The organism is Roseisalinus antarcticus (assembly GCF_900172355.1).
In the GTDB taxonomy this organism is placed as follows: domain Bacteria; phylum Pseudomonadota; class Alphaproteobacteria; order Rhodobacterales; family Rhodobacteraceae; genus Oceanicola; species Oceanicola antarcticus_A.
In genome coordinates, this window is sequence record NZ_FWFZ01000005.1 from 99,859 (window position 1) to 114,132 (window position 14,274).

General features: G+C 68.5%; 18 protein-coding genes. 16 read left to right on the top strand and 2 right to left on the bottom strand.

Going from position 1 to position 14,274, the window contains the following annotated elements:
* Positions 1 to 140 precede the first annotated feature (140 nt).
* Positions 141 to 488 (top strand): ArsR/SmtB family transcription factor, encoded by a 348-nt coding sequence (locus ROA7023_RS06730; protein ID WP_085878365.1) that lies wholly within the window; start codon positions 141 to 143, stop codon positions 486 to 488.
* Between the two features lie 4 nt (positions 489 to 492).
* On the opposite strand, the gene ROA7023_RS06735 is transcribed toward ROA7023_RS06730, so the two are convergent.
* Complete coding sequence (locus ROA7023_RS06735; RefSeq protein WP_085878251.1) at positions 493 to 1,395, bottom strand: DMT family transporter; 903 nt, start codon at positions 1,393 to 1,395, stop codon at positions 493 to 495.
* Entirely contained in the window at positions 1,392 to 2,273 is an 882-nt protein-coding gene (locus tag ROA7023_RS06740; protein ID WP_085878252.1) for a LysR family transcriptional regulator, read from the bottom strand. The genes ROA7023_RS06735 and ROA7023_RS06740 overlap by 4 nt, the downstream gene beginning before the upstream one ends.
* Before the next feature lie 354 nt (positions 2,274 to 2,627).
* Between ROA7023_RS06740 and ffh the strand changes: the two genes are divergently transcribed.
* The 15 genes from ffh (at position 2,628) to ROA7023_RS06815 (ending at position 14,249) form a co-directional block, all read left to right on the top strand.
* On the top strand, positions 2,628 to 4,124 hold the full coding sequence (ffh, locus tag ROA7023_RS06745) for a signal recognition particle protein (protein WP_085878253.1): 1,497 nt from the start codon (positions 2,628 to 2,630) through the stop codon (positions 4,122 to 4,124).
* Positions 4,125 to 4,245: 121 nt separating this feature from the next.
* The gene (locus tag ROA7023_RS06750) at positions 4,246 to 4,815 is read left to right on the top strand and encodes a GNAT family N-acetyltransferase (protein WP_085878254.1); all 570 of its coding nucleotides are present in this window, start codon (positions 4,246 to 4,248) and stop codon (positions 4,813 to 4,815) included.
* Positions 4,812 to 5,315 (top strand): GNAT family N-acetyltransferase, encoded by a 504-nt coding sequence (locus tag ROA7023_RS06755; protein WP_085878255.1) that lies wholly within the window; start codon positions 4,812 to 4,814, stop codon positions 5,313 to 5,315. Before ROA7023_RS06750 ends, ROA7023_RS06755 begins: the two co-directional genes overlap by 4 nt.
* Positions 5,315 to 5,830: a GNAT family N-acetyltransferase gene (locus tag ROA7023_RS06760; protein ID WP_085878256.1), complete on the top strand. Its 516-nt coding sequence runs from the start codon at positions 5,315 to 5,317 to the stop codon at positions 5,828 to 5,830. The genes ROA7023_RS06755 and ROA7023_RS06760 overlap by 1 nt, the downstream gene beginning before the upstream one ends.
* Positions 5,827 to 6,414: a GNAT family N-acetyltransferase gene (locus ROA7023_RS06765; protein ID WP_085878257.1), complete on the top strand. Its 588-nt coding sequence runs from the start codon at positions 5,827 to 5,829 to the stop codon at positions 6,412 to 6,414. Before ROA7023_RS06760 ends, ROA7023_RS06765 begins: the two co-directional genes overlap by 4 nt.
* The gene (locus ROA7023_RS06770) at positions 6,411 to 6,707 is read left to right on the top strand and encodes a chorismate mutase (RefSeq protein ID WP_085878258.1); all 297 of its coding nucleotides are present in this window, start codon (positions 6,411 to 6,413) and stop codon (positions 6,705 to 6,707) included. Before ROA7023_RS06765 ends, ROA7023_RS06770 begins: the two co-directional genes overlap by 4 nt.
* A gap of 46 nt (positions 6,708 to 6,753) precedes the next feature.
* A complete protein-coding gene (gene rpsP, locus ROA7023_RS06775; RefSeq protein WP_085878259.1) occupies positions 6,754 to 7,137 on the top strand; it encodes a 30S ribosomal protein S16 in 384 nt (127 codons plus the stop codon).
* Between the two features lie 127 nt (positions 7,138 to 7,264).
* The gene (gene rimM, locus ROA7023_RS06780) at positions 7,265 to 7,783 is read left to right on the top strand and encodes a ribosome maturation factor RimM (protein WP_085878260.1); all 519 of its coding nucleotides are present in this window, start codon (positions 7,265 to 7,267) and stop codon (positions 7,781 to 7,783) included.
* Positions 7,780 to 8,565: a hypothetical protein gene (locus ROA7023_RS06785; protein WP_085878261.1), complete on the top strand. Its 786-nt coding sequence runs from the start codon at positions 7,780 to 7,782 to the stop codon at positions 8,563 to 8,565. Before rimM ends, ROA7023_RS06785 begins: the two co-directional genes overlap by 4 nt.
* 1 nt (position 8,566) lies before the next feature.
* On the top strand, positions 8,567 to 9,370 hold the full coding sequence (locus tag ROA7023_RS06790) for a hypothetical protein (RefSeq protein ID WP_085878262.1): 804 nt from the start codon (positions 8,567 to 8,569) through the stop codon (positions 9,368 to 9,370).
* A gap of 66 nt (positions 9,371 to 9,436) precedes the next feature.
* On the top strand, positions 9,437 to 10,237 hold the full coding sequence (gene trmD / locus ROA7023_RS06795) for a tRNA (guanosine(37)-N1)-methyltransferase TrmD (protein ID WP_085878263.1): 801 nt from the start codon (positions 9,437 to 9,439) through the stop codon (positions 10,235 to 10,237).
* Entirely contained in the window at positions 10,212 to 11,051 is an 840-nt protein-coding gene (locus ROA7023_RS06800) for a hypothetical protein (RefSeq protein WP_085878264.1), read from the top strand. The genes trmD and ROA7023_RS06800 overlap by 26 nt, the downstream gene beginning before the upstream one ends.
* Before the next feature lie 291 nt (positions 11,052 to 11,342).
* The gene (gene rplS, locus ROA7023_RS06805; RefSeq protein WP_085878366.1) at positions 11,343 to 11,729 is read left to right on the top strand and encodes a 50S ribosomal protein L19; all 387 of its coding nucleotides are present in this window, start codon (positions 11,343 to 11,345) and stop codon (positions 11,727 to 11,729) included.
* A gap of 11 nt (positions 11,730 to 11,740) precedes the next feature.
* Positions 11,741 to 11,962 (top strand): 50S ribosomal protein L31, encoded by a 222-nt coding sequence (rpmE, locus tag ROA7023_RS06810; protein ID WP_085878265.1) that lies wholly within the window; start codon positions 11,741 to 11,743, stop codon positions 11,960 to 11,962.
* A gap of 217 nt (positions 11,963 to 12,179) precedes the next feature.
* Positions 12,180 to 14,249, top strand: coding sequence for a methyl-accepting chemotaxis protein (locus ROA7023_RS06815; RefSeq protein ID WP_085878266.1), 2,070 nt, complete (start codon positions 12,180 to 12,182; stop codon positions 14,247 to 14,249).
* Positions 14,250 to 14,274: the final 25 nt, after the last annotated feature.

A 14,274-nucleotide genomic window follows, 5' to 3' on the forward strand; every position in this document is an offset into this window, starting at 1 on the left:
AAGCAAGCCGGTCGCGGCCTCAAGACGTTGGGAAATTTTAGTTTTTCTGCCAAGATGAAGGTGATGCGCATGTCGCGGCGAGCAGCGGCATATTCAACCTGCCGGTTGACTTTCGCATCCGGAGCCCGCCAATGCGGCGGATGGCACATTCTCTGGACCTGGTCTTTTCGGCGCTGGGCGACCCGACGCGGCGGGCGATCCTGTCGATGCTGCTGGAGGACGACATGGCCGTGACCGACGTGGCCGAGCCGTTCGAGATGTCGCTGGCCGCGATCTCGAAACACTTGCGGGTGCTGACAGCCGCGGGCCTGATCCAGCAGGAGCGCCGCGGGCGGGTGACCTGGTGCAAGCTGCAGCCCGACAGCCTGAGGGGAGCCAGCATCTGGATGCAGTCCTTCGGCCAGTTCGAGGCGGTGGAGCTTGATGCGTTCGAGCTGTTCCTGGCCCGGCAGCTGGGGGACGGGCCGGACGCGCCGACCGGCGCCTGACGCCTCAGCTGCCGGCCGGGGCCCGGACCGCGTCATCGCGGAGCAGCAGAAGGAGGGCGATCACCGACATCGCGACGCCGATCGCCACGACCGGGCGCGGCGGGCTGCCGCCCAGCGCCAGCTCCCACAGGATGACCCAGGTCGGAACCAGGTATGTATAGGCCATCACCTTGGCCGAGGGCAGCCGCATCGAGGCGAACTGCATCAGGAAGAAAGTGGCCGCCCCGGAGGCGACACTGATATAGAGGAGCGTCGCCCAGACCCGCCCCGGAAGCGCCGCCCAGTCCGTCGCGCGGATCGCCCCCCACCCGTAGAGGGTTACCGCCAGCGTCCCGGCCACCAGGGTCAGGAAGATGAAGACCACTGCGGGCTCTCCCCGGTTCAGGCGGCGCAGGAGCGGGGAGTGCAGCGCATAGGCCGCGCAGCCGAGGAAGAAGATCCTTTCGCCCGGGCCGACCTGGAAGGCGAGCAGGGCGCGAAGGTCGCCGCGGAAGATTACCCAGAGCGCCCCGGCGCCGCCCACCGCCAGCGCCAGGGCCATCTGCCGGGTCAGGCGCTGGCGAAGGGTGAGCCAGCCGAACCCCGCGGCCAGCAGCGGCGACAGGGTGAAGACCGCGGCGGAGCTGATCGCCGGGGCGGATTTCAGCCCCTCGAACATCAGCACGAAGTAGAGAGAGATCAGCGTGCCGACTATGGCGTAGCGCCAGGGCGCCCGCAGGGCCGCAGCGGACAGGCCTGTCGTCGCCGCCGTGGCGAGCCCCAGCAGAGCGGCGGCGATCGCGAAGCGCAGGGCGTTGAGCGCGGCCGGGTCGATGTCATGTGCGATCCGGGCACCCAGCGAGAAACTGCCCGCCACCAACCCGGAGAAGACCAGCATCGCCAGGTGGCCGCGGGCGGCTGGGCTCATTCAAACGTCCAGGACTTCGACCGCTCCTTGAGGAACTTGAGGAACGCCTGGACCTTGGGTGTTCTGTGCAGGTCGACATGGGTGACGATCCAGAGCGGCGCGGACCAGCTGTCTTCGGAGGGCAGCACCTCGACCAGGCCGGAATGCTTGGCCGCTTCCCATTCGGCCATGAAGCCGATGCCCGCCCCCGCCAGGATCGCGTCGACCTGGGTCCGGTTGTCCATGGTGCGAAAGACGATGCGGTCCTCGGGGACATGGGAGCGGAGCCATTGCATGAAGGGCGCCCGGCTGTCGCGGTTCTCGTGGCCGACGAAATCGTGGCTCGGGAAATCCTCGATGCCGGATGGCCTGCCCTTGCGCCGGATATAGGCCTCGGTTGCGACGAGGCGCATCCGCTGCGGGCGGAAGGGCTGGACGACGTTGTCGGGCTGCTCGGGGGCGGAGCCTGCGCGGATCGCCACATGGGCCTCGCCGTATTCCAGGCGATAGAGCCTGTCGCCGGTGAGATAGCGCACGGTGAGCCCCTCGTTCTGGCTGCGGAAATCTGCGAGGACCGGGGTCAGCAGGGGCACCAGCGAAGCGAGAGAGGTGACCGTGAGGTCGCCCGTCACGCCCTCGCCCAGCCCCTTGATCCGGCCGGCCAGCTGGGTGAACTGGTCGTCGGTGGCCTGGGCCACGATCAGCAGATCCTGCCCCGCCTCGGTCGCCGTGTAGCCGCGCGCGTGCCGCTGGAAGAGCTTGACGCCCAGCCGCCCTTCGAGCGCGTCGATATGGCGGATGACCGTGGCATGGTGGACGCCGAGCACTTCGGCGGCGCCGCTGACCGTGCCGAGGCGGGCCACCTGGTAGGCTGTGCGGATTTCATCCCAATTCACCATGGTCATTCCCTTCTTATGTGCGCCGAGACACATCTACGCGGAGAGATGCACTTTCTGTTCGATATTGCAATATCTCGCGGGGGCATTTCGCGAGGATTGCAGCGGACGGCCCATGGCGTGGTGTCTGGCCGCAGGCGCGGTCGGGTGCGCGGCCGGTCGCGCCACGCCGGGCGATGGATTGACAGGGCGGCGGTCGCGCTGTATCGGACGCGCAATCCGGAAGTGCGCATGCTTCCGGTCCCGGATTGTCCGGGATCGCCCCCCGTCAGCGAGTGTTCGCCCACGGGGGCATTTGTCGTTTTGTCCGCCGGTCCCTAGACCGGACCTGTCCAGTCACAGCCGCGAGGAGCCGCGATGTTCGAAAATCTCTCAGAACGCCTCTCTGGGGTCTTTGACCGGCTGACCAAGCAGGGGGCCCTGTCCGCCGAGGACGTCTCGACCGCGCTGCGCGAGGTCCGGGTCGCGCTGCTGGAGGCGGACGTGTCGTTGCCGGTGGCGCGGGACTTCATCAAGGCGGTGGAAAAGAAGGCGACAGGCCAGTCGGTGACCAAGTCGGTCACGCCGGGCCAGCAGGTGGTCAAGATCGTCCATGACGAGCTGGTGCACGTGCTGACCGGCAGCGAGGACCCCGGCAAGCTGAAGATCGACAATCCGCCGGCGCCGATCCTGATGGTCGGCCTGCAGGGCTCGGGCAAGACGACGACGACCGCCAAGCTCGCCAAGCGCCTGAAGGACCGCGAGGGCAAGCGGGTGCTGATGGCATCGCTCGACGTGAACCGCCCCGCCGCGATGGAGCAGCTGGCGATCCTCGGGGTGCAGATCGGGGTCGATACCCTGCCGATCGTAAAGGGCGAGGACCCGGTGGCGATCGCCAGGCGCGCCCGGACGCAGGCCTCGCTGGGCGGGTATGACGTCTATATGCTGGACACCGCCGGCCGTTTGCATATCGATGCCGAGCTGATTGCCCAGGCCGCCGCCGTGCGCGATGTGGCGAACCCGCGCGAGACGCTGCTGGTGGTGGACGGCCTCACCGGCCAGGACGCGGTGAACGTCGCCGAGGAGTTCGACGACAAGATCGGGGTCTCGGGCGTCGTGCTGACGCGGATGGACGGGGACGGCCGCGGCGGCGCCGCGCTGTCGATGCGGGCGGTGACGGGCAAGCCGATCCGCTTCGTCGGTCTCGGCGAGAAGATGGACGCCATCGAGGAGTTCCATGCTGAGCGGATCGCCGGCCGGATCCTCGGGATGGGCGACATCGTGTCGCTTGTGGAGAAGGCGCAGCAGACTCTTGAGGCCGAGCAGGCCGAGCGGATGATGAAGCGCTTCCAGAAGGGTCAGTTCAACATGAACGACCTGAAGATGCAGCTGGAACAGATGGTCAAGATGGGCGGCATGGAGGGCATGATGGCGATGATGCCGGGCGCCCAGAAGATGCAGAAGCAGATGTCCGAGGCCGGGGTAGACGACAGCATCATCCGCCGCCAGGTCGCGCTGATCAATTCCATGACCAAGGTGGAGCGGGCCAACCCGCAGATCCTGCAGGCGAGCCGCAAGAAGCGGATCGCGGCCGGGGCCGGGCTGGAAGTGTCCGAGCTGAACAAGCTTCTGAAGCAGCATCGGCAGATGTCGGACATGATGAAGAAGATCGGCAAGATGGGCAAAGGCGGCGCCTTGCGCCAGATGATGAAGGGGATGATGGGCAAAGGCGGCCCGTCGGATTCCGACATGGCCGCGGCGCAGGCAGAGATGGGCCGGATGGGCGGCATGCCCCCGGGCATGGGCAATCTTCCCGGTATGGGCGGGGGCGGCGGTCTGCCGCCCGGGCTGTCGGGGTTCGGCAAGAAGAAATGAGCCTCGCCCGGTGTCATATCGTGCCGGGGGCGCTGCCCCCGTCGCCCTGCGGGGCGACTCCCCCGGAGTTTGTCTGCCAAGATGAAGAGCAGCCCCTGGCCCGGTCCTGCGGAGGTGTGTCGTGCTGACCTTGTCGATCCCGGATCTCGAGACGGATCGGCTGGTGTTTCGGGCGCCGCGGGCCGAGGACGTGGGACCGTTCCGGGCGTTTCTCGAGAGCGAGCGGTCGCGTTTCCTGGGCGGTCCGATGACCGGCCGGGCGGTGTCGCGGGCTTTCGGGCATTGCGCCGGGCTTTGGGTTCTGCGCGGATATTCCTCTTTCGTCGGAACATTGAAGGAGAGTGGTCGGGCGATCGGGCTCTTCGGCGCCTGGTATCCGATGGATTGGCCGGAGCCGGAATTCGCCTGGACGCTCTGGGACGGCGCCGACGAGGGCCAGGGCTATGTCGCCGAGGCGATGGACCGCCTGATCCCGTGGTCCTGGGAGACGCTCGGCCTGCGCTCGGCCATTTCGGTGATCGACGACGACAATCTGCGGTCGGCGCGGGTGGCCGAACGGCTGGGCGCGGTGCGCGATCCGGAGGCGGAAGGCGTGGCCAACCGGCCAGGCTCGCCCTTTCACGAGCCCGAGTCCGTGCCCGCGCGGATCTATCGCCACAGCGCACCCGGATCGCGGGGGGCCCGCGCATGACCCGACTTCCGCCAGAGACGCCGCGCCTGCGGCTCGTGCTGCCCGGGGCCGCGCACAAGGCCGCCCACGACGGGTTCTGCGCGTCGCCGCGATCCAACGTCGCCATGGCCGAGCAGGCGACCGACCATTTCGACGCGCTGCTCAATCACCACGAGCTGTTGGGCTATGGCCCGTTCGTGGCCGTCAGGAAGGCCGGCGGCGAGGCGATCGGCGTGTTCGGGCCCTGGAATATCGACAGCCAGCCCGACCCCGAGATCGCCTTCATGATCTGGGACCCGGTGCACGAGGGCCGCGGCTATGGCTTCGAAGCGACCGTCGCGGCGCGGGCCTTCGCCCATTGGGTGCTCGGCTGGCGGTCGGCCGTCAGCTACATCTCGGCGGCCAACCGGCGGGCGTCGCGCCTGGCCGGGCGGCTGGGTGCGCTGCGCGACGGGGCCTGGACGACGCCCGCGGGCACCGTTCTCGATGTCTGGCGGCATCCCGACCCGGAGGGCGCGTGATGGACTGGATTGCGACCGAGCGCCTTGTCCTGCGGCGCCCTGCCCCGGGCGATTGGGAGGCCGCGCGCGGCTTTTTCATGTCAGAGCGCTCCGCCGGCGTCGGCGGCCCCCATTCCGAAGGCACGGCCTGGCGGATCTTCGCGTCCGAGCTCGGGCATTGGCAGATTCGCGGCTACGGGATGTGGGCCGTCACGCGGTCGGGCGACGATACCGCCCTCGGCCTGATCGGGCCATGGCACCCGGCGGACTGGCCCGAGACCGAAGTGGGCTGGATGATCTGGGACCCGGATCTGGAAGGCTCCGGCATCGCCACCGAAGCGGCCCGCGCCGCCGTCGACCACGCCTTCCGGACACTCGGCTGGCAGACGGTCGTCAGCTACATCGCCAAGGGCAACACGCGCTCTGTCCGGCTGGCCGAGAAGCTGGGCGCGACACTCGATCCGGAGGCGCCGCAGCCCCATCCGGACCGGCCCTGCCTGGTCTATCGCCACCCCCGGCCGGAGGGTGCGCGATGAACCTGACCGCTCGCACCGCGCCCCAGACCTCGACGGGCCGGGCGGAGAGCCCGCTCCGGGTGCCGGTCCTCGAGACCGCCCGCCTGCGTCTGCGTGCGCCCGAGGCGCGGGACCTGGACGCCTACGTGGCCTATTGCGCCTCGGACCGGTCCGCCACGGTCGGTGGCCCGTTCTCACGCGAGGAGGCGTACTTTCGGCTCTGCGCCATTGCCGGCCAGTGGCAGTTGCGCGGCTTCGGGCGCTGGATCATCGCCGACCGGGAGAGCGACGCCGCCCTGGGCCTCGCCGGGTTGCATTATCCCGACGGCTGGCCCGAGCCCGAAATCGCCTGGACCGTGTTCGATGGCGCCGAGGGGCGCGGCATCGCGCAGGAGGCCGCGATAGCGGTGCGGGCCCATGTATTCGGCACGCTCGGCTGGTCCCGGGTGATGAGCGCCGTGGCCCCGTCCAACAGTCGCTCCGTCCGGCTGGCGCAGCGGCTTGGCTGCACCCTCGAGGGCGAATTCGACCATCCCGTCTATGGCCGCCTCGGCATCTGGCGCCACCCGGCGCCGGCCGGGGCCCCCAAGGAGATCGTGCAATGACCGACATCGCCACCCGCGCCGCCGACGTGCTGCGCGAGCACCGCGAAAGCATCGACAGGCTCGACGCGATCCTCGTCTACACCCTGGGCGAGCGGTTCAAGCACACCCAGGCCGTGGGCCGACTGAAGGCCGAACACGACCTGCCCCCCGCCGATCCGATCCGCGAGGAAAGCCAGATCGCGCGGCTCACCGACCTTGCGCGCCGGGCCGATCTCGACCCGGAGTTTGCCAAGAAATTCCTGGGCTTCATTATCCAGGAAGTCATCAAGCACCACGAACAGATCAAATCCTGACGGCCCCCTGGGTCCGTCACCCCTGCCATTCAAAGGAGATACCAAAATGGCCATGAAACTTCGTCTCGCACGCGGCGGCTCCAAGAAGCGCCCGTTTTATTCCATCGTCGCCGCCGACAGCCGGATGCCCCGTGACGGCCGCTTCATCGAGAAGCTGGGCACCTACAACCCGCTGCTGGCCAAGGACAGCGAAGACCGGATCAAGATGGACATCGAGCGTGTGCAATACTGGCTGAGCCAGGGCGCCCTGCCGACCGACCGCGTCGCCCGCTTCCTCGAGGCCGCCGGCGTCGTCGAGAAGAAAGAGCGCTCCAACCCCAAGAAGGCCGTCCCCGGCAAGGCCGCGCAGGAACGCGCGACCGCCCGCGCCGAAAAGGCCAAGGCCGCCGAAGAGGCCGCTGCCGCCCCGGCCGAAGAGACCGCCGAGTAAGGCTGCGCCCCCTGGCCGGCCCGCCCGGGCCGGCCCTTGCCGGTCGGGGCGTAGCCGCGGACCGGGACCCCCTGGTCTCTCCGCGGCCGCCCCCGCGCCGCATCGAAGTAATGCAGGAGGCTCTGCCATGGCGGCGCGTGTTGTTGTGGGCTCTCTCGGAGGGGCGTTCGGCGTCCACGGAGAGGTGCGGCTCAAGAGTTTCTGCGCGGATCCCGCCGCGATCGCCGATTATGCCCCGCTCTTCACCGAGGATGGCGGCATCTTCGCCCAGATCGTCCTGACCGGAGAGGCCAAGGGCGCGTTCACAGCCCGGGTCGACGCGATCACCACGAAAGAACAGGCCGACGCCCTGAAGGGCACCGTGCTTTATGCCGACCGGGACCGGCTGCCGTCGCTTCCGGACGATGAATTCTACCATGCCGACCTGATCGGCCTGCCGGTGCATGACACCGGGGGCGCCCTGCTGGGCCGGGTCAAGGCTGTGCATGACCACGGCGCGGGCGACCTGCTCGAGGTCGAGCTGCCGCAGGGCAGCGCCACGGTGCTGGTGCCCTTCACCAGGTCGGCCGTGCCCACCGTCGACCTTGCCGCCGGGCGGATCGTCGCGGACCCGCCGGAGGGGCTCTTTTCGGACGGGGGCGCATGAGCGAGGTCTTCGTTCATGCCGGGTTCCACAAGACCGGCACGTCGAGCCTTCAGGATTATCTGCGCCGTCACCGCGCCCGCCTTGCCGCCGATCTTCGCATCGCCCTGCCCGAGGACATGGCGGGCCCGGTCGCGGCCGGGCTGGCCTGTGGCCGCGCCCCTCTGGCGTGGCGCCGTCGGCGTTTTGGCCGGGCCCTGGCGGCCTGGTTCGCCTGCCAGCCGCGCGACGGCCGTCCCCTGTTCATGAGTTGGGAGGGTTTCGCCGGCCTGATGCCGGGTCACCGCGATGCCCTTGGCCGGACCGTCCGGACCTATGGCATGGCCTTGCCCATGGCGCGGGCCATCCTGAACGCGGCCCTGCGCGGGATCGGGCCCGAAACCCGCGTCAGCTTTCTCTACACCACCCGGGACCAGGCGTCCTGGGCGCGGTCCGTGCATGGTCATATCCTGCGCTCGCGCAGGCTGACCGAGGATGAGGCGCGGTTCCGCCACCGCCTCGCCCCGCTCGGCCCGACGCTTGCGGCCCTGCTGGCCGGCCTGCCGGTCCCGGTCCACGAGATCATGCTGGAGGAGGCCGCCCGGCACAGGCTGGGGCCGGCCGGCCCCGCGCTGATGATCGCGGGGTTGCCCGAGGCGCGGCTGGCGGCGCTGCCCCGCGCGCCGGTCACCAATCGCGGCGACGGGGCGGACTTGCGGGCCGCCTATCTGAGCATGAACAGGAAGACCCGCGACCGCCCCGCCCTTGCGCAGGCCAAGGCCGCGATGGGCAAGGCGCACGGATAGGATGCCTCGGCTGCTGCTTCACCCCGGTTTCCACAAGACCGGAACCAGCTCTGCCCAGCATCTGCTGTGGCGCAACCGCGCCCTTCTGGCGCCGCATGTGACGATCTACCAGCTGCGCCATCTGCGCGATGCCGCCAAGCTTTGCATGGGGTTTTCGCGCACGGGCAACCCCTTGCTGCTGCTCGACCTGGTCGAGGCGCTGAATGCCGCGCTCGTCGAGACACCCGAAGACAAGCACATCCTGCTGACCTGCGAGGGGCTGTCGGGGCACCTGCCCGGCTGGCCCGGCGTCGCGGATTACGGCGCCGCCCGGATCGCCGCCAGCTATCTGACCGGCTATCTGGCAGAGCGGTTCCCCGGCCATGTCCCAACGCTGATCTACACGACACGCGCCCCCGAAAGCTGGCTCTGGAGCGCGTGGCGGCACCACCTGATCGGCCAGCGGCTGACGGCCGGGTGGGACGAGTTCGCCGAGACCCTTCGCGGGGCGGCCGACCTCACGGCCGTGGCCGCCGAGATCGCCGGTGCCCTCGACCCCCTGCCCGTCCAAACCCTGCCCCTCGAAGAGGCGCAAACCGATCCCCGCGGCCCGGGCGGCGCCCTGCTGACCCCGCTCGGCCTGCCGCCCGAGCTGACGGAAGCGCTTGTCCCCGTCGGCCACGGCAACCGCGGGCCGGACGCGGCGCTGGCCGAGGCGCTGCTTGCCCTCAACCGCTCCGACCTGGGCGATGCCGCGCTGCGCGAGCGCAAGCTGGCCCTGTGCGAGGCGGCGGGCGTGGGCGGTTGGGCCCGGGGGATGGCCTGATGCGTCCGGGCCTAGTTTAGCCAGGCCTTGTTTCCAAGTCCGCGGGCTTGGGCTAGAGAACGCAGCATGTCAGACGCATCCAAGTCCCACGGTCGCAAGTCGATCCGCGCCACGCTCAAGCCCCGAGAGCTGATGGTCGACCGGCCAGAGCTGTCGCGGGCCTGGACGGCGCAGATCATCACCCTGTTTCCACAGGCTTTTCCCGGCATCCTCGGCGAAAGCCTGACCGGCAAGGCGCTGAAGGACGGGTTGTGGCAGCTGCGCACGATCGACCTGCGGCTGTTCGGCGACGGCAAGCATCGCAACGTCGACGACACCCCTGCCGGCGGTGGCGCGGGCATGGTGCTGCGCGCCGACGTGGTGGGCCGGGCGATCGAACAGGCCCAGGGCACCGCCCGCGGCCGGATGCCGATCCTCTATCTCTCGCCCCGCGGCCGCCGGTTCGACCAGCCGATGGCCCAGGCGCTGGCCGCCTGCGACGGGGTCACCCTGCTCTGCGGCCGGTTCGAAGGGGTCGACCAACGAGTGCTCGATCACTACGGGATCGAAGAGGTCTCGCTCGGCGATTTCGTCCTGACCGGCGGAGAGATCGCCGCCCAGGCGATGCTGGATGCCTGTATCCGCCTGCGGCCCGGCGTGCTGGGCAATGCGGTCTCGGCGGTTGAGGAGAGCTTTTCCAACGGCTTGCTGGAGCATCCGCAATACACCCGCCCCGCCGAATGGAAGGGCCTGCCGATCCCCGAGGTGCTGACCTCGGGCCATCACGAGCGGATCACCGAATGGCGCCAGGCGCAGGCCGAGGCGCTGACCCGCGACCGGCGCCCCGACCTCTGGGCCGCCCATGCCGCGCGGCCGCGAAAGCCATGACGGGCGCGGCATGAAGGTCATCGTCCACGCCGGGTTTCACAAGACCGGCACAACTTCGCTGCAGCAGGGGTTGCGCGCCAACGACAAGCTTCTGGCACCCCACGCGGCGCTTTATTACGGGGCGCGGCTGCAACCGGTGCTGCACCGGGGCCGGCATTTCGGCTTTCTGCCCGGTCCGAAGCGGCTGGCCGGCTTTCGCCGGGATCTGCGGGTCCTGCTCGACAAGATGCCCGATGCGGAGCGGATCGTCCTGACCCGCGAGGCTTTCAGCGGCGCCATGGTCGGAGAGACGCGGGCCGACGGTGTCCGGATCACCAGCTACGGCGACACGGCGGTCATCCTCGCCAGGGCGCTGGCCGAGGGCATCGCCGCGCGGTTTCCGGGCAGCGAGATCGTGTTTCTCTACACCACGCGGGACACCGAGGGCTATATCGCCAGCGCCTGGAAACACCTGCTGCGCCTGCGCCGCATGACCGAGGATTACCAGGCCTTTGCCGCGACCGTCAGCCCGCATCTCGACCTCGACCAGGAGGTCGCGCGGCTGACCGCCGCCCTGGCCCCGCACCGTGTCGTGGTGCGGTCCCTGTCCGAGATCGCGGCAAGCCCCGAGGGCCCGGCAAGCGCGGTTTTCGACCTGCTCGACCTGCCCCGCGACCTGCGCAACCGGATTACCCCGGCCCCCGCGGCGCGGCGCAGCCAGTCGGACACGCTCTCGGCCTGGCTGCTGGAGGCGAACCGGACCATCGCGGACGACGCCGAGCTGCATCGCGCCAAGGTCGCGGCCCTCGCCGAAGCCGGGCTCGGGATGGACTGACCGCCCGTCACTTGACCCTTGATCGACGCCGGAAGTTGGAGTAAGCGGCTCTCTCATGCGGCGGGATCGGACTTCGATCGCGATGTATGGCTGTGGTCCGGGATTTTTCGGCGGAACGGGGAACTTCGCCCCGGCATCCCGAAGCTCTCGACGGGCCGCTGCGAGACCAGGAAAGCGTTGCGCGATCTCTTGCGGGCTGGCCACGGGCCGGGACCCGGTCGAAGACAAGAGCTCTCGGGCGGCAAAGACACCTTCACGGACCAACCGTGAGCAGATTTAGGAGTGGATCAGATGAACCTGATCGCTGAACTCGAGGCGGAACAGATCGCCTCGCTCGGGAAGAGCATTCCCGACTTCAAGGCCGGCGATACGATTCGCGTCGGCTACAAGGTGACCGAGGGCACCCGCACCCGTGTGCAGAACTACGAAGGCGTCTGCATCAGCCGCAAGAACGGCTCTGGCATCGCCGGGTCGTTCACGGTGCGCAAGATCTCCTTCGGCGAGGGTGTGGAGCGTGTGTTCCCGCTCTACTCGACCAACATCGAAGAGATCACCGTCGTGCGCCGCGGCAAGGTCCGCCGTGCCAAGCTCTATTACCTGCGGACGCGTCGGGGCAAATCGGCCCGTATCGCCGAGCAGACCAATTATCGCGCCCCCAAGGCCGGCGCACAGGCCTGAGGAGAGCCGAGATGAAAAAAGACATCCATCCCGATTACCACCTCATCAACGTCAAGATGACGGATGGCACCATGCTCGAGATGAAATCGACCTGGGGCAAGGAAGGCGACACGCTGTCGCTGGATATCGACCCCTCGGTGCACCCGGCCTGGACCGGCGGCAGCTCGCGTCTCATGGACACTGGCGGCCGCGTCTCGAAGTTCAAGAAGAAGTACGAAGGTCTCGGTTTCTGAGATCATCGGCCATCGCCACGCAATTGCGCCGCCCGGCCCCCCGGGCGGCGTTTTTCGTTGAAGAACTGGGTCTTGGGGGCGGTTGCCCGGCCCCTGAACTCCAGCGCGGATCGGGCGAAACAGCGCAGGTCCGGCCAATCCCGCGGCGTGGAATTGTGACCCTGTTAAGGTCTTGCGGCTAGTCCCGATCCTGTTCGCCAACAGGAGTCTGCCCGCAGTGAAGTCGCGTTTTCAATCCCTCAAGGTCCGACTTGCCCTCGGGCTGACGCTTCTGCTCATCGTGCTTTGCACCGGCGTGGTCGGCAGCCTGACAAGAAGCACCGAGAATGCGCTGCTGGACGCGGCCGAACGCCACCAGGCGATGTCCTTGCGGTTTCTCGCCAGCACATTCGACGTGGCATACGACCAGGTCGAGGCCAGGTTCTCCTCCGACGGCTCTGATCTCGCTGTGACCTGGGAGTCCGCGCCCGCCTTCGACGGACATGACCTGATCGACCGGGTCGGCACCCTCACGGGCGAGACTGCCACCATCTTCGGCTGGGATGCGGAGAGGGGCGATTTCATACGCCTGTCGACCAACATACGGACTGCGGAGGGGGACCGCGCCGTGGGCACCTACCTGGGCCGCGACAACCCGGTGCGCACGGCGATGCTCGCCGGAGAGACCTACCGCGGGGAGGCCACGATTCTCGGCAAGTCCTACCTCACGATCTACCAACCCGTGACGAATGCGACCGGCGAGGTCACCGGGATCATCTACGTCGGGATAGACCGCGGCGTGGTCGACGCCGCCATCGCCGGGAAACAGCGATTCGGCACCATCATTTCGGCCATCAGCATCGCTGCCGGCGTCGCCGCCCTGCTGTCGCTGCTGACCTACCAGCTGCGGCCTCTCGGCGGGCTGGCCGCGACCATCGGCAAGGTGTCGAACGGCGACCTGGACGAGACGGTCCCCTACCAGTCCCGCGGGGACGAGATCGGCGGCATCGCCCGACGGATCGAGACCTTCCGCCTCGGCCACCTGCAGGAACGCGCACGGATACGCAAGCGCGAGCAGGATCAGGCCGATACGGAGCGCGTAGTGGCGGAGCTTCGCAACGGTCTTGCGCATCTCGCCCGGCAGGATCTGTCGCACAGGATCGAGGGGGCCGGCGACGGGCCGTTCCCCGAGAAATACGTCTCGCTGCGCGACGATTTCAACGCCGTGGTCGACAGCCTCGCCTGGTCCTTGGGCGATGTCGGTGGCGTCGCCGAGAACGTCCGCAACGCCGCCGAAGAGATCGGGGCGATGTCCGACGACCTCTCGCGCAGGGTGGAAACCCAGGCCGCGACGCTGGAGGAATCAGCCGCGGCGCTCGACGAGCTGACTCAATCCAGCGCGGAGGTGGCAGGCACCGCCCGAAATGCGGACGAGATCGCCAAGCAAAGCAGGGAAATGTCGGCCGAAAGCGAAAAGATCCTCAAGGAGGCGGTCGCCGCCATCCAGCGGATCGAAGCCTCTTCCGAGCAGATCAACCAGATCATTTCCGTGATCGACGACATCGCCTTCCAGACCAACCTTCTGGCACTCAACGCCGGGGTCGAATCCGCCCGTGCGGGCGAGGCTGGCAAGGGATTCGCGGTCGTCGCGTCCGAGGTGCGGGGGCTTGCCCAGAACGCCTCGACCTCGGCGCAGGAGATCAAGAACCTCATCATGAAAAGCGGCGAGCAGGTCAGCGAGGGCAGCGCCCTGGTGCAACGGACCGGCACGTCCCTGGGCCAGGTCCTGTCCCATGTGGAAACCCTCGGCGGCTTCATGGCCAGCATCGCCGAGGCCGTGGCGCACCAGGCACGCGGTCTTGACGAGGTGAGCCAGAGCGTGAAGCAACTGGACAGCATGACCCAGCACAACGCAGCGATCTCGAAGAAGCGAATGCCTCGGGCCAGACCCTGCGCCACGAGGCCGAACAACTTGGCGAGACACTGGGCGCCTTCCACGGCATACGCGGCCGGGCCGAGGCAAGGGCCCCCTCAGCCCGGCGCGAGGTCTCTGCTATGCCGCAGATCCAGGAGGCGCCCCCACCCGCCCGGCAGCCGCCCGCCGGGGTCGTCCAGATGCGGGCGACCGGCACGGATGCTGACGCATTCCAGGATTTCTGATCGGTCCCCGACCCCGGCCACCATGCCCGGCCGAGCTCGATGGACAACTCCAGTCCATCCACCTGCTGTGGCACGACCGACAAGCCTTGCCCTATTTTGCGCGACGATGGCCGGCTGCGCTTTCGTCGGCTCGATAGACAACATATAGTAGACACCAACAATAAGCGGGGGCC